The sequence below is a fragment of the Rhizobium aethiopicum genome, assembly GCF_900094625.1.
Classification (GTDB): Bacteria; Pseudomonadota; Alphaproteobacteria; order Rhizobiales; family Rhizobiaceae; genus Rhizobium; species Rhizobium aethiopicum.
On sequence record NZ_FMAJ01000002.1, the window covers coordinates 15,947 to 34,723 of the forward strand.

The 18,777-nt window shown below is 61.1% G+C and carries 18 protein-coding genes, 1 tRNA gene and 1 pseudogene; 8 read left to right on the forward strand and 12 right to left on the reverse strand.

Annotation, left to right across the window (positions count from 1 at the left end):
* Window positions 1–32: 32 nt before the first annotated feature.
* The 4 genes and pseudogenes from GA0061105_RS33245 to GA0061105_RS04420 all read right to left on the reverse strand — a co-directional run.
* Window positions 33–233, reverse strand: a pseudogene (locus GA0061105_RS33245) (peptidoglycan L,D-endopeptidase MepK); the annotation flags it as partial.
* A gap of 5 nt (window positions 234–238) precedes the next feature.
* A complete protein-coding gene (locus GA0061105_RS33250; protein ID WP_425348755.1) occupies window positions 239–742 on the reverse strand; it encodes a hypothetical protein in 504 nt (167 codons plus the stop codon).
* 37 nt (window positions 743–779) lie between these two features.
* Entirely contained in the window at window positions 780–1,559 is a 780-nt protein-coding gene (locus tag GA0061105_RS04415; protein WP_092748356.1) for an SDR family oxidoreductase, read from the reverse strand.
* A complete protein-coding gene (locus tag GA0061105_RS04420) occupies window positions 1,556–1,885 on the reverse strand; it encodes a nuclear transport factor 2 family protein (protein WP_092748358.1) in 330 nt (109 codons plus the stop codon). The genes GA0061105_RS04415 and GA0061105_RS04420 overlap by 4 nt, the downstream gene beginning before the upstream one ends.
* A 138-nt stretch (window positions 1,886–2,023) precedes the next feature.
* Between GA0061105_RS04420 and GA0061105_RS04425 the strand changes: the two genes are divergently transcribed.
* Window positions 2,024–2,920, forward strand: coding sequence for a LysR family transcriptional regulator (locus GA0061105_RS04425; protein WP_092748360.1), 897 nt, complete (start codon window positions 2,024–2,026; stop codon window positions 2,918–2,920).
* A gap of 179 nt (window positions 2,921–3,099) precedes the next feature.
* The gene (locus GA0061105_RS04430) at window positions 3,100–3,456 is read left to right on the forward strand and encodes a response regulator (protein WP_092748362.1); all 357 of its coding nucleotides are present in this window, start codon (window positions 3,100–3,102) and stop codon (window positions 3,454–3,456) included.
* A 242-nt stretch (window positions 3,457–3,698) separates the two neighbouring features.
* Here the strand turns inward: GA0061105_RS04430 and GA0061105_RS04440 are convergent.
* The 4 genes from GA0061105_RS04440 to xylF all read right to left on the reverse strand — a co-directional run bounded on the left by GA0061105_RS04440 (window position 3,699) and on the right by xylF (window position 7,389).
* Window positions 3,699–3,775: transfer RNA gene (locus GA0061105_RS04440), tRNA-Arg, on the reverse strand.
* A 201-nt stretch (window positions 3,776–3,976) separates the two neighbouring features.
* A complete protein-coding gene (locus tag GA0061105_RS04445; RefSeq protein ID WP_003581354.1) occupies window positions 3,977–4,759 on the reverse strand; it encodes an ATP-binding cassette domain-containing protein in 783 nt (260 codons plus the stop codon).
* A 14-nt stretch (window positions 4,760–4,773) separates the two neighbouring features.
* Window positions 4,774–6,087, reverse strand: coding sequence for a sugar ABC transporter permease (locus GA0061105_RS04450; protein ID WP_092748366.1), 1,314 nt, complete (start codon window positions 6,085–6,087; stop codon window positions 4,774–4,776).
* Window positions 6,088–6,348: 261 nt separating this feature from the next.
* Entirely contained in the window at window positions 6,349–7,389 is a 1,041-nt protein-coding gene (gene xylF, locus GA0061105_RS04455) for a D-xylose ABC transporter substrate-binding protein (protein ID WP_064695364.1), read from the reverse strand.
* A 294-nt stretch (window positions 7,390–7,683) separates the two neighbouring features.
* Between xylF and GA0061105_RS04460 the strand changes: the two genes are divergently transcribed.
* On the forward strand, window positions 7,684–8,907 hold the full coding sequence (locus tag GA0061105_RS04460) for an ROK family transcriptional regulator (RefSeq protein ID WP_092748368.1): 1,224 nt from the start codon (window positions 7,684–7,686) through the stop codon (window positions 8,905–8,907).
* Window positions 8,908–9,040: 133 nt separating this feature from the next.
* On the opposite strand, the gene iolG is transcribed toward GA0061105_RS04460, so the two are convergent.
* Entirely contained in the window at window positions 9,041–10,033 is a 993-nt protein-coding gene (gene iolG, locus GA0061105_RS04465; RefSeq protein ID WP_092748369.1) for an inositol 2-dehydrogenase, read from the reverse strand.
* Between the two features lie 274 nt (window positions 10,034–10,307).
* Here iolG and GA0061105_RS04470 point away from each other — a divergent pair, with 274 nt between their 5' ends.
* Window positions 10,308–10,637 (forward strand): hypothetical protein, encoded by a 330-nt coding sequence (locus GA0061105_RS04470; RefSeq protein WP_064695361.1) that lies wholly within the window; start codon window positions 10,308–10,310, stop codon window positions 10,635–10,637.
* A gap of 118 nt (window positions 10,638–10,755) precedes the next feature.
* On the opposite strand, the gene GA0061105_RS04475 is transcribed toward GA0061105_RS04470, so the two are convergent.
* The 3 genes from GA0061105_RS04475 to GA0061105_RS04485 form a co-directional block, all read right to left on the reverse strand.
* Window positions 10,756–11,631: a Hint domain-containing protein gene (locus GA0061105_RS04475; protein ID WP_064695360.1), complete on the reverse strand. Its 876-nt coding sequence runs from the start codon at window positions 11,629–11,631 to the stop codon at window positions 10,756–10,758.
* Window positions 11,632–11,942: 311 nt separating this feature from the next.
* On the reverse strand, window positions 11,943–12,413 hold the full coding sequence (locus GA0061105_RS04480; protein WP_092748371.1) for a hypothetical protein: 471 nt from the start codon (window positions 12,411–12,413) through the stop codon (window positions 11,943–11,945).
* 59 nt (window positions 12,414–12,472) lie between these two features.
* Window positions 12,473–13,480, reverse strand: a complete 1,008-nt coding sequence (locus tag GA0061105_RS04485; RefSeq protein ID WP_092748373.1) for a LysR family transcriptional regulator — start codon at window positions 13,478–13,480, stop codon at window positions 12,473–12,475.
* Window positions 13,481–13,750: 270 nt separating this feature from the next.
* Here GA0061105_RS04485 and chvE point away from each other — a divergent pair, with 270 nt between their 5' ends.
* The 4 genes from chvE (at window position 13,751) to araD1 (ending at window position 18,771) form a co-directional block, all read left to right on the forward strand.
* On the forward strand, window positions 13,751–14,815 hold the full coding sequence (chvE, locus tag GA0061105_RS04490; RefSeq protein ID WP_064695357.1) for a multiple monosaccharide ABC transporter substrate-binding protein: 1,065 nt from the start codon (window positions 13,751–13,753) through the stop codon (window positions 14,813–14,815).
* A 99-nt stretch (window positions 14,816–14,914) separates the two neighbouring features.
* Window positions 14,915–16,453, forward strand: a complete 1,539-nt coding sequence (gene mmsA / locus GA0061105_RS04495; RefSeq protein WP_092748375.1) for a multiple monosaccharide ABC transporter ATP-binding protein — start codon at window positions 14,915–14,917, stop codon at window positions 16,451–16,453.
* A complete protein-coding gene (gene mmsB / locus GA0061105_RS04500; RefSeq protein ID WP_092748377.1) occupies window positions 16,450–17,655 on the forward strand; it encodes a multiple monosaccharide ABC transporter permease in 1,206 nt (401 codons plus the stop codon). The genes mmsA and mmsB overlap by 4 nt, the downstream gene beginning before the upstream one ends.
* A 120-nt stretch (window positions 17,656–17,775) precedes the next feature.
* Window positions 17,776–18,771, forward strand: coding sequence for an AraD1 family protein (araD1, locus tag GA0061105_RS04505; RefSeq protein ID WP_167358530.1), 996 nt, complete (start codon window positions 17,776–17,778; stop codon window positions 18,769–18,771).
* Window positions 18,772–18,777 lie beyond the last annotated feature (6 nt).

The window sequence follows — 18,777 nt, forward strand, 5'->3', positions numbered from 1 at the left end:
CGGCCTCGGAAGTCGACCCCAAAAATCTGCTAGGCGGAGACGTTGTGGATATAGTCCTTGCTGCCGCTGCGCTAGTACACCAAACCACGTCGAGCAGAAGTGGGCATCGGATCGGCTCGTTCCTTCGCCAGTCGCGCAGAAACCGATTGATCTTGGCAAGCTCTTTCGATCGATGCTTCCATCCCGCTTGTAGCTCGTCGTCGCCGCCCCGTATGTGTGAAGAACAGCTTCAGATAGGCTATTGCGGCGAAAGGCCGGCGCGCGCGAGGTCTGCGGCGGCTTGATCGAGAATGGAAGGATCTCGAAAGTTCCAGGTCTGCCGCCACGACTGGATCGTCGCGGTCGGAGCTGACTTGAGCATCTTCTCGACGGCAGCGCGGGCGTCTGCCTCGCGTCCCAGCCGCATATAGCGACGGCTAGTTGCAATGGCGCGTCGGCGAATTCCGTTGCCTTCAGCGCTCAACTGCATCTTCGTTTTTACCAAGCACCATAAAAACAAAGCCTCGCGTGTAGTTGACGAACCAGGCCAATGCCGGGTCCCGCGCGGCTGCAGGGGGGAGCCAGGCAACACCTGCAGCCCCTGTCGCGAGATCTCAGCGAACCGCTCAAGACCTTCCTTGGTGTAAAGGTTGAACTGGCTTTCCGCGCGCAAGTAGTAGTCGTATTCAGCCAGGTTGGTGCTATCCTTACCCCAGGCCTGACTGTAGTCCGCTTTGCGAATGGCTCCGAATTCGCCCGTCATCGCCCCCATGGGCTTTGTTGCGGGCGCCGCCGAGCGTTCATGCGGTGGGCACCGTCCCACCGTCGATCACATGCTCCGTCCCCGTAATGGACGCCGCGCGGTCCGAGGCCAGGAACGCGATAAGGTCGGCGACTTCTCCCGGCTTGGCCGGCCGTCCGAGCGGTATGCCGCCAAGCGAGTCCATGATCGCCTGCACAGCTTCGTCGTAGCTGATCCCGGCTTCCTCCGCGATACGCAGGGCGAGACCGTTGGATCCAGGATCGGCAATCCAACCGGGGGAGACCCGCACCACCCGCACGCCCTTGGGGGAGACCTCCTTGGAGATGCTCTTGCTATAGGTGTTGAGCGCGCCCTTCGCCGATGCGTAGCCTGTCGTCGCCTGGTGCAGCGGAAGAATCCTCTGGATCGAGCTCACGTGGATGACGACCCCGCTTCCCTGGGCGATCATGCCGGGAATGAGAGCACGATCCAGTCTGACAGCCGGAAAGAAGTTGAGGTTGAATTCCTTTTCCCATTCGGCTTCGGTGAGCGCCGCGAAGCCACCTGAAGGTGCCGAAGAGCCGCCCAACACGTTCACGAGAATGTCGAGCCCGCCGAGCTCCCGGTGAACGGCGTCAACAACAGTCTGGACGCCGTTCAAGGTGGTCAGGTCGGCTTCGACGAACGCCGCGCCTGAGAAGTTCGCCGGCTTCTTGCGAGCAGTGGTCAGCACACGGGCGCCGAGTTCCTTGAACAGCGCGACCGTTGAAGCGCCCGCACCCGAGGTGCCGCCAGTGATGAGAGCCCGGCGGCCCTCCAGAGTAAGAAACGCACTCATACGGTGACCTCCAGTTCGGCGACCTTGTCGCCCGCAAGGACGAAGAAGAAGCGCAGATCGATTGGGCTGCCGGGGAAGGTGCCGTCGACATGGGCCGTCACCTGGGTCTTGCCGTTCTCCGTGCCGATGAAGAAGGGCTCCGTCGTGTAGGTGTAGAGCTGCCCTACTTCCACCATCCACGCCCGGATGGCATCGCGACCGCGATGGGTCTTGCCTTTATCCTTCACGACACCCGTTTCGGTAAAGGCGGCTGCAACAGCTTCCGGGCTACCCGTCCGGTCTGCCTCGAAATAGGCTTCGATGGCCCGCGGCAGTTTGATCGTCATTCGGTTCTCCTATTCGTGAAACAGCCTCTTCGGCGGCCGCTTGATCTCCCTGCGAGATCGACTGGTCCCAACTTAAATCACGCTCATTGACGGGATAAGCGGGATGAACGAGGATGTGACGTTGCGAAAAGAGGGACAATGAACCGCTCCGTTCTTGCTGACCTTGATGCCGTCCTCAGCATCGCCCGCCTCGGATCGTTCAGGGCTGCTGCTCTGGATCTCGGCATGTCCACGACGGCCTTGAGCAATTCCATCTCGAAGCTCGAACAGCGCCTCGGCATCCGCCTGTTCAACCGGACGACGCGAAGCGTCTCGCTGACCGAGGCGGGCAAGACCTTTGTCGAACGTGTCGGACCGGCGGTGACCGATATTCATGACGCGATGCTGGCGGCCCAGTCGCTCCAGGAGGTTCCGACGGGCACGGTGCGCATCAACGCGTTTGCCACGGCGGCCCGAGAGGTTATGGAGCCGCTCATCCTCTCGTTCCTGCAGCGCTATCCCCAGGTGCATGTCGACCTGGTCACGGAAGGACGGATCGTCGATATCGTCGCGGCCGGTTTCGACCTGGGCCTGCGGCCGGCCGATCTCGTCCCGGCCGACATGATCGCCGTGCCTCTGGGCCTGAGGCGTAGCAATGCCGTCGTCGCATCGCCAGACTTCCTGCGCGTCCACGGCACGCCGACTGTACCGACCGACCTGTACCGGTTTCGCTGCATCCGCGCGCGTCTTCCCAACAACGCGCTGTTCCGATGGAAATTCGAGAAGGACGGGAATGCCGTTCAAGTAGACGTCCAGGGTTCAATCACTTTGGATGAGTCGAGCCTGGTTAAAATTGCGGCGCAGAACGGAGTAGGCCTCGGATACGTGATGGAGGCGGATGTGCGCGAAGACATTGCGGCCGGTCGGCTTGTGCGCGTGCTGGAGGACTGGACGCCCTCGCTGGCGCCGCTGGCCCTATACTATCCAGGAAGGAAGAACCCGCCGGCAGCCTTCACTGCGTTCATTCAGGCGGCCCGCGATTTTGCCAGGGCGTGATCGGCAGACGAGGGGAACCGCATCTTCGCGCGGCCCCTGCACAGGTGCCTTTCGGGTGCCCGCGTCTGTCTTCGGAATTGTTGGCTTTTTATTGAATATGTTTGCAAATACTCCGGCTCGAGGGGCGATCTAAATCTGGACAAGCGAGTTCATCTCGTGACCACGAAGCGGAGACTGCCATGTACCAGCGTACGGTTCTCATTGTCGAAGACGAATTCCTGATCAGAATAATGCTTGCCGACACTCTTGCCGACGAGGGCTACGACGTCGTCGAAGCCGGTAACGTCCTGGAGGCCGTAGCCGTCCTCGGCCAGCGGAAGATCGACGCGGTCGTCACGGACGTCGACAGGCCCGGAGGGCTAAGCGGTCTCGATCTCGCCAGGATGATCTCGTCCACCCACGTGAACGTGCCGGTGATCATCGCATCGGGTAGACACCGGTTGTCGACCGACGAGCTGCCACGCGATACCGTCTTCATTCCGAAGCCGTACGGGATGGACGTCATCGCTGCGAAGGTCGGAGAGATAACCGGGTGAGACGAGTTGCGGATGACCGCTTAGAAGAATTCACCGACTCTACCTGACTGGAAGACGATCTCCGGGTCGCCTTCCTCGCCAACCACTGGATCGCCTTCGCTCTTCCAGGCCACGACGCCCGCATGCTGTACAGCCAGGCTTCGTGCCTCCTCGACGGCGGCTTCCTCGTTAGAGGCGACTCGCGGTTCGAAGGCTCTTACGGCTGGTTTCGGTCGTATGTGGCGATGCAGACCTAAAATGAATGGCGCACCCGACAGGATTCGAACCTGTGACCTTTGGAATCGGAATCCAACACTCTATCCAGCTGAGCTACGGGTGCATGCCTGAGGCGGTTTGAATCGCCTGTCCGATGGGTGGTTCTTAGCCTAGCTTGCGGCCGGCTTCAATCGTGAAATTCTCAGAAATACTGATGCTTGTGGTTTGGCGCGTGTTTTTATCCGTCAGCCTGGGGAACGGCACAAAAAACCCCGCCGGCCTTGCGGGCGGCGGAGCGGGTGGTCATGGAGTTATCGGATAGCGGTCAGATCTGCATGGCGCCGGGGCCGGGGATGGCTTTCGGCGGCACCTTGCCGAGGATGATCATGCCGAGCACCTCGTCCTTGGTCACGTCCTCGGTGCGGGCGTGGCCGACCACCTGGCCGTTCTTCATCACCGAGACTCGGTCGGCGAGGTCGAAGACGTCGTGGATGTCGTGGCTGATGAGGAAGATGCCGATGCCTTCCTTCTTCAGCTGCTTGATCAGCTCGCCGACCTGCGCCGTCTCCTGGGGGCCGAGGGCCGCCGTCGGCTCGTCCATGATCAGGATGCGGGCGTTGAAGAGGATCGCGCGGGCGATCGCCACCGATTGCCGCTGGCCGCCCGAAAGCGCCTTCACCGGCTCCTTGAAGCGCTTGAAGTTGGGGTTGAGCCGCCCCATCACCTGGCGCGCCGAGGCTTCCATCGCCACGTCGTCGAGCGTGCCCCAGCGGGTCTTCAGCTCGCGGCCGAGATAGAGGTTGGCGGCGGCGTCGACATTGTCGGCCACGGCAAGCGTCTGGTAGATCGTCTCGATGCCGTATTTCTTGGCATCGCGCGGGTTGCGGATGTCGGCCGGCTCGCCATTGATCAGGATCTCGCCGCCATCGCGCTTATAGGCGCCGGAGAGAATCTTGATCAGCGTCGATTTGCCGGCGCCGTTATGGCCGAGCAGGGCCACCACTTCGCCGGGGTAGAGATCGACCGAAGCGTTGTCCACGGCGTGGATGCCGCCGAAGGAGATTGAGATGTTTTTCAGTTCCACGAGGGGAGTGCGTTGATCAGCCATGTCTAGGGCTCCTCTCACTTGGCACGGGCGCGGTAGACGGTGTCGAGCCAGACCGCCACGACAAGGACGGTGCCGACGACGACGCTCTGCAGCGGCGTGTCGACATGCGCGAGAACCATGCCCGATTGCAGCGACTGCATGACGAGCGCGCCGAGCATGGCGCCGGCGATGGTGCCGGTGCCGCCCGCCAGCGACGTTCCGCCGATCACGGCGGCGGCGATGGTGTAGAGCTCGTCGAGCGTGCCCTGCGCATTGGTGGCGGCGTTGAGGCGGGCGGTCGAGATCGCCGCCGCAACGGCTGCGAGAATGCCCATCAGCGCGAAGATGCGGACCGTCACCCAGCGGGTCTTGATGCCGGCGAGTTCGGCCGCCTCGGGATTGCCGCCGATCGCGAAGACATAGCGGCCGAAGCGCAGCCTCGTGGCGATGAAGGTCATTATGATGCCGACGACGATGGCGATCAGCACCGGCACGGCGATGCCGTAGGGAATATCGAGGCCTGTTTCAGGCCAGGGGATATTGTTGGCCTCGGCATAACGCTTGGCGATGTTGATCGGCCAATAATAGCTGTTGGCGATCGAGACGGCGCCGAGGATCAGCACGCAGCTGAGGCTCGCGAGGAAATATTCCGCCCAGACCGGCCGCAGCGGAAAGCCGAAGCGGCGGCGCTGCCGGCGTGAGCCGACGATGCTGGCGATGACGAAGAGGCAGGCGGCGATGCCGACGACCCAGCTCCAGGTGGCGCCGATTGAGCCCTCCGCGCCGCCCCCCATGATGCGGAAGGTCTGGTCCATCGGCGCGACTGTCTGGCCGCTGGTGACGAGCCAGGTCGCGCCACGCCAGACGAGCAGGCCGCCGAGGGTGACGATGAAGGAGGGAACGTTCAGGAAGGCGATGATGATGCCCTGGAACGCGCCGATCAGGCAGCCGGCGATCAAGCCAACGAGAAGGGTGATCGCCCAGGTGAAGGGGCTGTCGAAGCCCAGATATTGCGGCAGGATCTGCGCCTGGGTGACACCCATGATCATGCCGCAGAGGCCGAGCACGGAGCCGACGGACAGGTCGATGTTGCGGGTGACGATGATCAGCACCATGCCCGTCGTCATGATCGCGATGTCGGTCGTCTGGACCGAGAGGTTCCAGAGATTGCGCGGGGTCAGGAACAGGCCGCCGGTGATGATGTGGAAACCGATCCAGATGATGATGAGCGCGCCGACCATGCCGAGCAGGCGCGTGTCGATCTCGGTCGCGCGGAAAAAGCGGGCCACCGGATTGGCTTCCGCCGCTCGTGGTCCGCTTGAAGTCGTTGCTTTTAACATATCGGCCATGGGTTTTGCCGTTCCCCCATTTGTTTGGACGGCTGCGCCGGCGCGCAAGAGGCTGCCAACGGCGTCATTCGTCAAGTCTTCAATTGACCATCGCGATGCTTCCGGAAACCGGTCGCGTGGCGTCGCGACTCTCTTCCGGCAGGGAATGCAAGTCTTCGATGGTGCGGCGAGGCGGAGAAAACTTCGTCGTTGGAATTCCCGTCCGCAGCCGGCGCCGCAACGGTATCCGCTGCGGCGCCGGTATTTCAGTTCAGTGCCGGCTTACTTGCAGGCAGCAACCGTGTCGGCCTTGACGCCCTGGCAGGCTTCAGCCTTGGAAATCCAGCCGGCGTCGATGACGACGTTCAGATTGTCCTTGGTGATGGCAAGCGGCTTCAGGAATACGGACTGCATTTCCACGCCCTTCGGGCCGCCCTTGAAGGCCTGGACACCGTCGACCTTGCTCATGTCCTTGCCGCCGGCGAGGTCGAGAGCGATTTCGGCGGCGCGCTTGCCGAGTTCGCGGCTGTCTTTCCAGACGGAAACCGTCTGCGTGCCGAGCGCGATGCGGTTCAGCGCCGCCTTGTCACCGTCCTGGCCGGAAACCGGAACGGAGCCGGCGAGGCCCTGGGCGTCGAGCGCTGCGATCGCGCCGCCGGCCGTGCCGTCGTTGGAGGCGACAACGGCGTCAACCTTGTTGTTGTTGGCGGTCAGGAACTGCTCCATGTTACGCTGGGCGTTCTCCGGCAGCCAGCCGTCTGTGTAGGCCTCGCCGACATTCTTGATCTTGCCGGCGTCGATCGCGGCCTTCAGCACTTCCTGCTGGCCAGAGAACAGGAAGTCGGCATTCGGGTCGGAAGAAGAGCCCTTGATGAAGACGTAGTTGCCTTCCGGCTTCACCTTGAAGACGCCCTCGGCCTGCAGGCGGCCGACTTCCTTGTTGTCGAAGGTGATGTAGAAGGCCGCCGGATTTTCAATCAAGCGGTCGTAGCCGACGACCGGAATGCCTTCGGCGGCCGCCTTTTCGATCGCCGGGCCGATCGCGTCGGAATCCTGGGCGAGGATGATCAGCGCGTTGGCGCCCTGCGAGATCAGCGATTCGACGTCGGTCAACTGCTTTGCTGCCGAGGATTGCGCGTCAGCGGAAATATATTTGGCGCCCTTGGCTTCGAGAGCCTTCTTGATGGCGGCTTCGTCGGTCTTCCAGCGTTCTTCCTGGAAATTCGACCAGGAAACGCCGACGACGAGATCGGCAGCCATGGCGGCAGTATGCACGGAAACGAGAATGGCGGCACCGGCCATCAGTTTCAAAATAGACTTCATAATTGTCCTCCCGAGTGAGTAGCGACCGGCCCAGCCCATGCTTCCTCCGGCCACCGCGAAAGCTGTCGAGAAACAATTCGATTTTTTTCTCGACAGTCGAGAAATTAACTGTCAGAGATTTTTTCAGCTGTCAACACTGGACTACCGGCTTAATTCACTTGCGCAGAAGCGGGCGGGGATGCAGTGGAGGCGAGGGGCGGAGCCAGAGCATGATGCCGAAAAGTATGAGCGGTTTTCTCATGACATCGTGCGTCTGACGATTAAACTGAGAGCAGAGGGAAGAGGGCGGCATTCATGCTGACCAAGTCGAGCACGGAGCTGGTCCGGCAGAGAAACAGCGTGCTCGTGCTGTCCGTGCTGCGCCGCCACGGCGCGCTCGCCCATACCGAAATCTCCGATTTCACCGGCCTTTCCTCGGCCACCATCTCGGCGATCACAGCCGATCTCGAACGCGCCCAGATCATCGAAAAATCCGAGCAGCAGGCAGCGAGCGGCCGCGGCCGGCCACGCGTGCTTCTGCGCCAGCGGCGCGACTGCGGTTATCTGATCGTCATCGTCATCTCCTCGGATGCCGTGCAATATTCGCTGGTGGATTATGCCGGTAAGCTGATCGATCGCTTCAGCGAGGAGCGCTCGCATGATCCGTCAGGTGCGGCTCGCTTCGTCGCGGGGGTACAAGCCGGGCTCTTGCGCATTCTCGATCGCTCCCGGATTTCCCAGGAAAAGGTGCTGCTGATCTCGATCAGTAGTAAAGGCCTCGTCGCTTCCGACGAACCGGTGCTTCTGTGGTCGCCGATCTTCGGCAGCGACCAGATCGATTTCGAATCGGCGCTGCGGCCGGAATGGCAGGCCAAGGTCATCCTCGACAATGAGACGCTGCTCGTCGCCGCCGCCCTCGGCGCGCGTGAGGAGATCGCCAAGGGCGCCGATTTCCGCTCGCTCGCTGCCCTTTCGCTCGGCCACAGCATTGGCCTCGGCATCGTCAGGCGCGGCAATCAGACAGGCCAGGAAATTTCGGCCGCCAATTTCGGCCACATGCTGCATATGGCGGGTGGCGGCCTCTGCCGCTGCGGCACGCGCGGCTGCATCGAGGCCTATGCCGGCTTCTATGCCATCCTGCGCACCGCCTTCGAGGTGCCGCTCGATACCATTCCGGCCAAATTCGTGCCGGTCGCCGAACTCGACAAGATCGCCGCCCGCGCCCGCCAGGGCCACCGCACCTCCGCCTTCGCCTTTCGCCAGGCAGGCCTGGCGCTGGGCAACGGCTTGTCGCGTATGCTCAGCCTCACCGAACGCATGCCAATCGCCATCACCGGCCCGGGCACGCGCTATTACGATCTGCTGCGGCAGGGGATCGAGGAGGGCCTCGGCCAGTCGCATGTCGTGCGCATGGAGGGCATGCCCGAAATCCGCGTCGTCCCCGACGAACCGATCCTCGTCTTCGAAGGCCATCTCAACCGGGCGCTGTCGGTGATCGACCAGGATATCGTGATATCGGGGGGGCAGGGCGGGGAGTAGGGCTAAAACCTTCCCCAACCCCGCTCTAGAAGGGGAGGGTCTTTGCTTCATACGCCCGCAAGGCTCTATAACGCAAAACGGCCGGGCGTTTGCCCGGCCATCTCATGCACGGCGTACGGTCGGGAGAGGGCCGTCAGCCGATCTTGATGAGCCTGCCTTCCTTGACCGACTGCACGGCGGCGTCGGCGAGCGCCAGCGCTGCCAGGCCGTCGGCGCCGGAGGGAGAGATCTTCGTGCCCTTTTCGATGGCGGCAATGAAGGCGGCGATTTCGTTGGCATAGGCTTCGGTGTAGCGGGTCATGAAGAAATCGTGCAGCGGCGGGCGGGTGTAGCCGTCGCCATTTGCCACTTCGATCGAGACCGGGCGCTGGTTTTCGGCCGCCGCCATGCCCTTCGCGCCGTGCACTTCGATGCGCTGGTCGTAGCCATAGGTGGCGCGGCGGGAGTTGGAGATGACGGCCTGCTTGCCCGAGGCCGTCTGCAGGATCACCGAGACGCTGTCATAATCGCCGGCTTCGCCGATCGCCTTGTCGACGAGTACGGCCGCGGTCGCCAGCACCGAGACCGGCTCTTCGCCGAGCAGGAAGCGGGCCATGTCGAAATCGTGAATCGTCATGTCGCGGAAGATGCCGCCCGAGCGCTTGATATAATCGACCGGCGGGGCGCCGGGATCGCGCGAGGTGATCGTCACCATTTCGACATCGCCGATCTTGCCGTCGTCGATCACCTTGCGGACTGCCATGAAATGTGGGTCGAAGCGGCGGTTGAAGCCGACCATCAGCTTGGCGCCGGTCTGTTCCACCACCTTGATGCAGGCCTTCACGCGCTCGACGTCGAGATCGATCGGCTTTTCGCAGAAGATCGCCTTGCCGGCGCGGGCGAAGCGCTCGATCAGATCGGCATGCGTGTCCGTCGGCGTGCAGACGACGACAGCGTCGATATCGCGAGCGGCTTCGATCGCTTCAATGGTGCGCACTTCGCAGCCATAGGCCGAAGCGATCGCCTCGGCGGCCTGCGGAAAGGCGTCCGCCACCGCAACCAGCGTCGCATTGGTGTCGCCGCTGACGGCCTTCGCATGAACCTTGCCGATGCGACCGGCGCCGAGAAGACCAAATCTTACAGTCATTTCAACCTCCTTGAATCCGGAACAAATAGACCGAATTACTTAAAATCTGGAATTTTCATTCCACCTTCTCAGCGTCGCGTCAAGCCCGCGGATCTTTCACATTTGCAAGATTCGAACCAGAGCCTTTGCTGGTCAGATGGAAACGCGCTGCCGGCCGGCCGAACATTCGATACCGATTGCGCCAACAGAATGCTTTAATCTGGCTGGGAAAGGCTTTAGAGACAAGCGCGGCACAGGCCGAGGGCAGTGCGACACAAGTGACCGCGGGGCAGAGATGCAACTAATCGATCCGAACCATCCGGCTTACCGGCGCCTCTGGGTGCGAATTGCCATCGTTGCCGTCTGCTTCGCCTGGGCCACGGTCGAATTTGTTACCGGCGACCCCTTCTGGGGCGTGATATCGGGCGGGGCGGGCGCCTATGCGTTCTATGTATTGTTCTGGACCTTCGATCCGCAGCCTCAGACCGCCGAACCGGTCGTCCAGCCTGACGCCGAGGAAGAGGACGAGCCGGGGACGGCGACAATCGTCACACCCGATGACGTAAACGGGGACGAGCCGGCAGCAGACGACGAGAAGAAAGCCGAAGAGAAGAAGGCCGAATAATCAAGCGGGCCGCGATCTTTCCGATGCGCGCCACGCTTGACGTCTTTGTTGGCGTTCTCGCAAAACCGATGCGCGGCTTCGCGTACGGCCAGCCGCATACCGGCGCATTCCCGTTCTGTCAGATTGACAGTTCCTTGGCGTGCGCGTCGACCTTTTCCCAGGCGTCTCCGAATGGATCGCTGATCGGAACCAGCGGTGAAATGCCGAGCAGGAGAAGTGCTTTCAGATGTGACCAGCCACCTCCGAGCAATGGCGCAAAGGATGTCATCACGACACGTTCCTTGCCATAGAGACGCTGGTACTCCGCGAAATTGCAGAAGTTCTCGTGATTGCTGTCCTTCAGATGGAAGGACTCGGCCGCAGCGCCTTCGGCAAGGATAACTTCGTGCGTATCGAGCATGATGGCAAAGTAGTCGATCGATCCGTCGGCGGCGGGCGTGACCGGTGCGATCGTCGTGCCGTTCACAAGCTCCTTCACCTGAATCAGAATTCCGTTCAGGTACAGCGCATGGCCAGGCGAGAGATAGAGATCCGAATGGGGCGTATGCCCGTCGAGTGCGTGGCGGGAAACCCGGATCGGCACGACGTCCTTGTGCCAGCGCGCACCGCTCTTCTTGAAGCTTTGGCGGCCGACCCACTTTACCGGACGGATGCTGCCGTCGGGAAGGGCAACGCGGTCGCCGATGCTGAGATCCTCGACAGGTTTCTCACCGCAATCCGTGAGGATGGCCGTTCCCCGCAGGAAGCAATTCGGTCCGCTGCCGCCACCACCCGAACCACCACGTCCGCCAGAGCCACCTCTCCCGCCCGAGCCGCCGCCTCCACCGGAACCGCCCCGTCCCCAAAGCCGCCCCAGCGCCTTGGCCGGAGAGGTAGAAATTGCTGTGGCGATGGCCGCCACGCCGACCAGACGAGCGCCGGCGGCTGCGGTTACTCCTAGAAAATGTCTGCGCGCAGTATTGCGTGGCAGCTTCGGATCTTCCGTAGATGACATGTCGGGCGTCTCCCTGAAAACATTTGCACCGACCTATGTTACAATGGGTTGTATCGCGTTCAATTTCGCTAAATAGTTCAACGTCCTACCGAAAAGGGCGTAGGTATGGTAATAGCAGGGTCCCGAAAACCGCTATGGGAGGCACCAATTAGCAGCAGATTTATCTGCGACTCCTACGCGAAATAATCAAACTTGGTACCATGTGTGCCGGTTGCATTGCGAGCAAAGCAGCCCATTTAGAGTTTCGCGAATCGAGCCGAAAGCGGCGGCTCTTCCAAAAGCCTCGGAACGTTTGCCTGCCTGAGAAAGCTTCAGCTCTGCGGCAGCCGGCGCACCGCCTCGTCGATCAGCAGATTGGCGATCATCATGCGCCTGTTGGCATTGTCGCGGAAAGGCTCCGCGACGCCATCAGGATGATTGCCCTTGGCAAAGGCGCGCCGCTTCTCGTTCAGCGTCTGTTGGGTATCGGCGGCGGAGATCGCCAGTTCCGCTGCGACGTCTGACGGCGCGGTGCGCGTGAGATGGTCCGGCATCACAAGTTCGGGTTCGGACGGCGGCGGTTCTGCTGCAGTTCCGACGGCGGCATCGGGATCGAGATGGTCGAAATAGGCCTGACCAGCGCGTTGCGAGGCGGCGGAGACGCCTTGCATGACATCGAAGGCAAACCCGGTACCGAGGCCGGAGACGCGGTGGGCAATCGGCGCTTCGGCCTCGTTGTCCGTCGCGTCCTCCGCCTTCAGCCGCTCGAGCACTGATTGAAATACCGACTGTCCGAACAGCATCCGCCTTCCTTCCGAAGGGCATATTAAAGGAGAGCAAGATGGCGCGGGGCTTGCGGCACTCAGCCTCCTTGCTTCTGGCTCTCCTCGAGGATGATGTCGTAGAGCAGTCTGGCGCTCGGCGGCAGCGCCCGTTCTCTCGCGGTGATCAGGCTGTAGGGCTTGACGTTGATGTCGAAATCGATCGGCAGCATGCGCACGTCGGAAGCCTTGGCGCCCTGGCTCGCCAGGAAATGGGCGACGTCGACGGCGACGGGGGCGATCGCATCGGTTTCGCAGACGATGGCGCAGGTGAGCAGCAGCGAGGAGGTGTTGACGATATTTTCGGGCAGCGCCACGCCGCTCGATAGGAAGATGTCTTCGATCGTGCGGCGCAGCAGCGTACCCGGCGGCTGGAACACCCAGTCGTAATCCCTGACGTCGGCAAGGCTGCTCGTCTTCTTCTTTTTCAGAAGCGGATGGCGGTTGCGCACGATCAGGCAGGCGCGTTCGATGCCGATCTCCTTGACCTCGAACAGGCGCGGATTGAGGTCGTCGGGAATGCGGCCGATGATGAAGTCGTGGCGAGCGGCGAGCAGCTCGCGGGCGAGTACGTTGCTCGTCTCCACCTGGATGTTGATCTCGATGCCGGGATAGGCCTTGCGCACCCTGTTGATCGCCGGCACGACGAGGCTCATGGCCGGCGCCGTCACCGCGCCGATGAAGACCGAGCCGCCCTTACCGCTCTTTAATTCGGCGATCTCGCGGCTTGCCTCGCGCAGCTCCAGCAGGATCTTCCGGGCGCGTCTCGCAAGCGCCGCGCCGAAGGTCGTCAGCACCACGCCGCGGGCGACTCGCTCATAGAGCGGCGTCTTGGTGATTGCCTCCATTTCCGACAGCATGCGCGACGCGGCGGGCTGCGAAATGTTGAGAACTTCCGCGGCAGCGGAAATCTGCCCACTATCTTCGATTGCGACGATCATGCGCAGGTGATTCAGCTTAAGTCCCGAACGGAGAAAGCTGTCGTCGCCGAAACTGTCGCTGTGGATATCAACGTGATCCATCGAAATGGGCTCTGAAACGATCGTCATGGTTGCAGCCTCCCCACTGCGCTCCATCAAAAGTAATACTTTTTAACGATATACCAAAATTGTTATGCACATTACCAGTTATTCTATTTGACAGTTATAGGAATCCATACCAGTTTGCCGCCGTGTGCTGGTTGGCACTCAACACGTGTGAGATCGTGGAGGAGACCTACTTCGTTTCTCACCATCTGAAGTAACTATCCAATACGGAACCTGCCACAGTTTCGGGCGGGCGATTTTTCGTCCGCTGATCTATTAACAAGGGAGAGAGAAATGAAATCCATTATCTCATTGATGGCTGCGGCCGCCTTCGGCGTCGCTTCGTTCGTTATGCCGGCAATGGCGCAGGACAAGGGGCTCGTGGGCATCGCGATGCCGACGAAGTCCTCCGCTCGCTGGATCGACGACGGCAACAACATCGTCAAGCAGCTCGAAGCCGCCGGTTACAAGACCGACCTGCAGTATGCTGACGACGATATTCCGAACCAGCTGTCGCAGATCGAAAACATGGTCACCAAGGGTGCCAAGGTTCTCGTAATCGCTTCGATCGACGGCACGACGCTTTCCGACGTTCTCCAGAAGGCTCACGATGCCGGCATCAAGGTCATCGCTTACGACCGCCTGATCCGTGACTCGGCCAACGTCGACTACTACGCCACTTTCGACAACTTCCAGGTCGGCGTTCTCCAGGCAACCTCGATCGTTGACGCCCTCGGCCTCAAGGATGGCAAGGGCCCGTTCAACATCGAACTTTTCGGCGGTTCGCCTGATGATAACAACGCCTTCTTCTTCTATGATGGCGCAATGTCCGTTCTCCAGCCCTACATCGACTCGGGCAAGCTCGTCGTGAAGTCCGGCCAGACCGGCATGGACAAGGTTGGCACGCTGCGTTGGGATGCGGCAACGGCTCAGGCCCGCATGGACAACCTGCTTTCGGCCAACTACACCGACGCCAAGGTCGACGCCGTTCTGTCGCCTTACGACGGTCTGTCGATCGGCATCATCTCCTCGCTGAAGGGCGTCGGCTACGGTTCCGCTGACCAGCCGCTTCCGGTCGTTTCCGGCCAGGACGCTGAAATCCCGTCGGTCAAGTCGATCATTGCCGGCGAACAGTACTCGACGGTCTTCAAGGACACCCGCGAACTCGCCAAGGTCACTGTTGCCATGGTCGATGCCGTCATGTCCGGCAAAGAGCCTGAGGTCAACGACACTAAGACCTACGACAACGGCGTCAAGGTCGTTCCGTCCTACCTGCTGAAGCCGGTTGCCGTCGACAAGACCAACTACAAGCAGATCCTCGTCGACGGCGGTTACTACACCGAAGACAAGCTGAAGTAAGACGTTAAGCTGGAGGCCGGAGCCCGCGCTTGCGGGTTCCGGCCTTCGATTTTATGATCGCCAGGCCGCTCGGCGGCTGAAGGCGCTGGAACTTTGACTATGGACAACACCATCCTAGAAATGCGGAGCATCACCAAGACGTTCCCGGGCGTCAAGGCGCTGGAGAACGTGAACCTCAAGGTTCGCAAGGGTGAGATTCACGCATTGGTAGGCGAAAACGGGGCCGGTAAATCGACCCTGATGAAAGTGCTATCAGGCGTCTACCCCACAGGAAGCTATGAAGGCGACATCGTCTATGAAGGCGAGACGCGCCACTTCAAGGTGCTGAAGGATTCCGAAGAAATCGGCATCGTCATCATCCACCAGGAACTGGCCCTCGTGCCGCTGCTGTCGATCGGCGAAAACATCTTCCTTGGCAACGAGAATGCCAGGAACGGCGTGATCAGCTGGGAAGAGACGTATAACCGCACGAAGCAGCTGCTGCAGAAGGTGGGCCTGCGCGAATCCCCCAACACCTTGGTAACCGATATCGGCGTTGGCAAGCAGCAGCTCGTAGAGATCGCCAAGGCGCTGTCGAAGAGCGTGAAGCTGCTCATTCTCGACGAGCCGACGGCTTCGCTCAACGAGAAGGACTCCGATGCGCTGCTCAATCTGCTGATCGAGTTCCGCAATCAGGGCATCACCTCGATCATCATTTCCCACAAGCTGAACGAGATCCGCAAGGTCGCCGATCAGATCACGGTCCTGCGCGACGGCATGACCGTCAAGACGCTCGACTGTCACGCCGACGAGATCAGCGAAGACATCATCATCAAGAACATGGTTGGCCGCGACCTCGCCGACCGTTACCCGCCGCGCTCCGTGCCGATCGGCGAAACGATCTTCGAAGTCAAGAATTGGAACGCCTATCACCAGCATCACCGCGACCGCCAGGTGCTGCACAACATCAACGTCACCGTCCGCAAAGGCGAGGTCGTCGGCATCGCCGGCCTGATGGGTGCCGGCCGCACCGAATTCGCCATGAGCGTCTTCGGCAAGTCCTACGGGCACAAGGTCAGCGGCGAGGTCTTCGTCGACCGAAAGGCCGTCGACGTCAGCACCGTGCGCAAGGCGATCGATGCGGGTCTTGCCTATGTCACCGAGGACCGCAAACAGCTCGGCCTCGTGCTCAACGACACGATCCTGCACAATACGACGCTCGCCAATCTCGACGGAATTTCGAACAACAGCGTCATCGACGACATCAAGGAGATGAAGGTCGCGACGGATTACCGGTCGAAGCTGCGCATTCGCTCGCACGGCATCTTCCAGGAAACGGTCAATCTTTCCGGCGGCAACCAGCAAAAGGTGGTGCTGTCGAAGTGGCTGTTCTCCGATCCCGAGATTTTGATCCTCGACGAGCCTACCCGAGGCATCGACGTTGGCGCAAAGTACGAAATTTATACTATCATCAACCAGCTTGCCGCCGATGGGAAAGGCGTTCTGATGATCTCATCGGAAATGCCCGAACTGCTTGGCACTTGTGACCGCATCTACGTGATGAACGAAGGACGCATCGTCGCCGAACTGCCGAAGGGAGAAGCAAGCCAGGAAACCATCATGCGCGCTATCATGCGCTCAGGGGAGAAGAAACAATGACTCCGGTCAACCCGACAACCGAGGAAAGCAACGTCGTTTCCGTTGCCGACTACATCCGCGGCAACATTCGTGAATACGGCATGCTCATCGCGCTCGTCGCGATCATGGTATTCTTCCAGTTCTACACCGGCGGTATTCTCTTCAAGCCGGTCAACCTGACGAACCTCGTCCTGCAGAATTCCTTCATCGTCATCATGGCGCTCGGCATGCTGCTCGTCATCGTGGCTGGGCACATCGACCTTTCGGTCGGTTCGATCGTCGCCTTCGTCGGCGCGCTCGCGGCAATCTTCACCGTGACATGGGGCATGAATTTCTGGGTCGCCGGCCTGATTTGTCTGATCGTCGGCGGCATTATCGGCGCTGCGCAGGGCTATTTCATCGCCTATCACCGCATCCCGTCCTTCATCGTGACGCTCGCCGGTATGCTGATCTTCCGCGGCCTGACGCTGACGGTGCTGGCCGGCAAGAACATCGGCCCGTTCCCGAAGGAATTCCAGGTCATCAGCACCGGCTTCCTGCCGGGCGACATGATCAACATCTTCGGCGCGCCCGTGCAGTCGACCTCGCTGATCCTGACCGTCATCCTGCCAGTCATCCTCTTCTACCTCGCCTGGCGCCGCCGCAAGGTGAACGAAAGCCATGGCATCGATGTCGAGCCGCTGGGCTTCTTCATTGGCCAGAACCTGGTCGTTTCGGGCGCCATTTGGTGGCTCGGCTATCAATTGTCCAGCTACAGGGGCCTGCCGAACGTTCTCGTCGTCATGCTGGTGCTGATCGCGATCTACGCCTTCGTCACCAAGCGCACGACGGTCGGCCGGCGCATCTACGCCATGGGCGGCAATGAAAAGGCGACCAAGCTTTCGGGCATCAACACGCAGCGCCTCAGCTTCTACACCTTCGTCAACATGGGCGTGCTCGCAGGTCTTGCCGGCATGATCGTCGCACTCCGCCTGAACTCGGCAACGCCGAAGGCCGGCGTCGGCTTCGAGCTCGACGTGATTGCGGCCTGCTTCATCGGCGGCGCCTCGGCATCGGGCGGTGTCGGCAAGATCACCGGCGCAGTCATCGGTGCATTCATCATGGGCGTCATGAACAACGGCATGTCGATCGTCGGCCTCGGCATCGACTTCCAGCAGATGGTCAAGGGTGCGGTGCTTCTCGCCGCCGTATTCTTCGACGTTTACAACAAGAACAAGGGCTGAGCGCTTACCGGCGCCAGCTCACGGCATTCGCAGTCATATGGATGATGAATTCCGGCTCCCGACGGAGCCGGACAGGCGGAGCTTTTTCCTAGCCTCGCCGGAACGAGAAGGATGAAAGTCGTGCTTATTTCCCAGATCAAGGGTGCCAACGGAGAGATCGTCGTCGCCGTGCGCGAGCAGGGCGGCGCGGCACGGTCGGTCAAGAATGCCGGCAGCGTCTATGCGCTGGCGATGGAAGCCGCCGACGGCGGCAAGTCGCTTGCCTCTGTCATCGAAGCCCATGGCTACGGCGATACGGTCGATCTGGATAAGGCCTATGCGGAAGGCCGTTTCCTGCCGCCAATCACCCATCCGGACGCGGCCCACCTGCATCTGACCGGCACCGGCCTCACCCATCTCGGTTCGGCCGCCACCCGTGATTCCATGCACAAGAAGACCACCGAGGCGGCCGAGGAAACGCTGACCGACTCGATGAAGATGTTCAAGATGGGGCTTGAGAACGGCAAGCCGAAGGCCGGTGAGAAGGGCGTTCAGCCCGAATGGTTCTACAAGGGCAACGGCCATGGAGCTGCAGCCCCCGGCGCACCGCTCGTTTCGCCCTCCTTCGCGCTCGATGGCGGCGAAGAGCCTGAAATGGCCGGCATCTACGTGATCGCCAAGGACGGTTCGCCCTTCCGCATCGGCTTCGCGCTGTCGAATGAATTTTCCGATCACGTCACCGAGCGGATCAACTATCTCTTCCTGGCGCATTCGAAGTTGCGCCCGGCAAGCTTCGGCCCGGAAATCCGCGTCGGCGCGGCGCCGGAGGATATTCGCGGCACCTCGCGCATCAAGCGCGGCGACAAGGTGATCTTCGAAAAGCCCTTCCTGTCGGGTGAGGCGAACATGTCGCACACGTTCGCAAACCTCGAATATCACCATTTCAAATATGGCCTCTTCCGTGTTCCGGGCGATGTTCATGTCCATATGTTCGGCACGGCGACGCTTTCCTTTGCCGACGGCATAAAGACGGAAGAGGGCGACCTCTTCGAGATCGAAGTCGCCGAATTCGGCCTGCCACTGCGCAATCCGCTGAAGGTGGCGGCCGAGGAAGAGATTGTTGTCAAGCAGCTCTGAATTTCG

Bases quoted from the DNA above. Each gene is read 5' to 3' on its own strand.
- GA0061105_RS04480 (WP_092748371.1), bottom strand. From the start codon at position 12,413: ATGCTGTTCGGACAGTCGGTATTTCAATCAGTGCTCGAGCGGCTGAAG.
- GA0061105_RS04485 (WP_092748373.1), bottom strand. From the start codon at position 13,480: ATGACGATCGTTTCAGAGCCCATTTCGATGGATCACGTTGATATCCAC.
- mmsA (WP_092748375.1), top strand. From the start codon at position 14,915: ATGGACAACACCATCCTAGAAATGCGGAGCATCACCAAGACGTTCCCG.
- GA0061105_RS04450 (WP_092748366.1), bottom strand. From the start codon at position 6,087: ATGGCCGATATGTTAAAAGCAACGACTTCAAGCGGACCACGAGCGGCG.
- GA0061105_RS04415 (WP_092748356.1), bottom strand. From the start codon at position 1,559: ATGAGTGCGTTTCTTACTCTGGAGGGCCGCCGGGCTCTCATCACTGGC.
- mmsB (WP_092748377.1), top strand. From the start codon at position 16,450: ATGACTCCGGTCAACCCGACAACCGAGGAAAGCAACGTCGTTTCCGTT.
- xylF (WP_064695364.1), bottom strand. From the start codon at position 7,389: ATGAAGTCTATTTTGAAACTGATGGCCGGTGCCGCCATTCTCGTTTCC.
- GA0061105_RS33250 (WP_425348755.1), bottom strand. From the start codon at position 742: ATGACGGGCGAATTCGGAGCCATTCGCAAAGCGGACTACAGTCAGGCC.
- GA0061105_RS04475 (WP_064695360.1), bottom strand. From the start codon at position 11,631: ATGTCATCTACGGAAGATCCGAAGCTGCCACGCAATACTGCGCGCAGA.
- GA0061105_RS04425 (WP_092748360.1), top strand. From the start codon at position 2,024: ATGAACCGCTCCGTTCTTGCTGACCTTGATGCCGTCCTCAGCATCGCC.
- GA0061105_RS04445 (WP_003581354.1), bottom strand. From the start codon at position 4,759: ATGGCTGATCAACGCACTCCCCTCGTGGAACTGAAAAACATCTCAATC.
- iolG (WP_092748369.1), bottom strand. From the start codon at position 10,033: ATGACTGTAAGATTTGGTCTTCTCGGCGCCGGTCGCATCGGCAAGGTT.
- GA0061105_RS04420 (WP_092748358.1), bottom strand. From the start codon at position 1,885: ATGACGATCAAACTGCCGCGGGCCATCGAAGCCTATTTCGAGGCAGAC.
- chvE (WP_064695357.1), top strand. From the start codon at position 13,751: ATGAAATCCATTATCTCATTGATGGCTGCGGCCGCCTTCGGCGTCGCT.
- GA0061105_RS04430 (WP_092748362.1), top strand. From the start codon at position 3,100: ATGTACCAGCGTACGGTTCTCATTGTCGAAGACGAATTCCTGATCAGA.
- GA0061105_RS04460 (WP_092748368.1), top strand. From the start codon at position 7,684: ATGCTGACCAAGTCGAGCACGGAGCTGGTCCGGCAGAGAAACAGCGTG.
- GA0061105_RS04470 (WP_064695361.1), top strand. From the start codon at position 10,308: ATGCAACTAATCGATCCGAACCATCCGGCTTACCGGCGCCTCTGGGTG.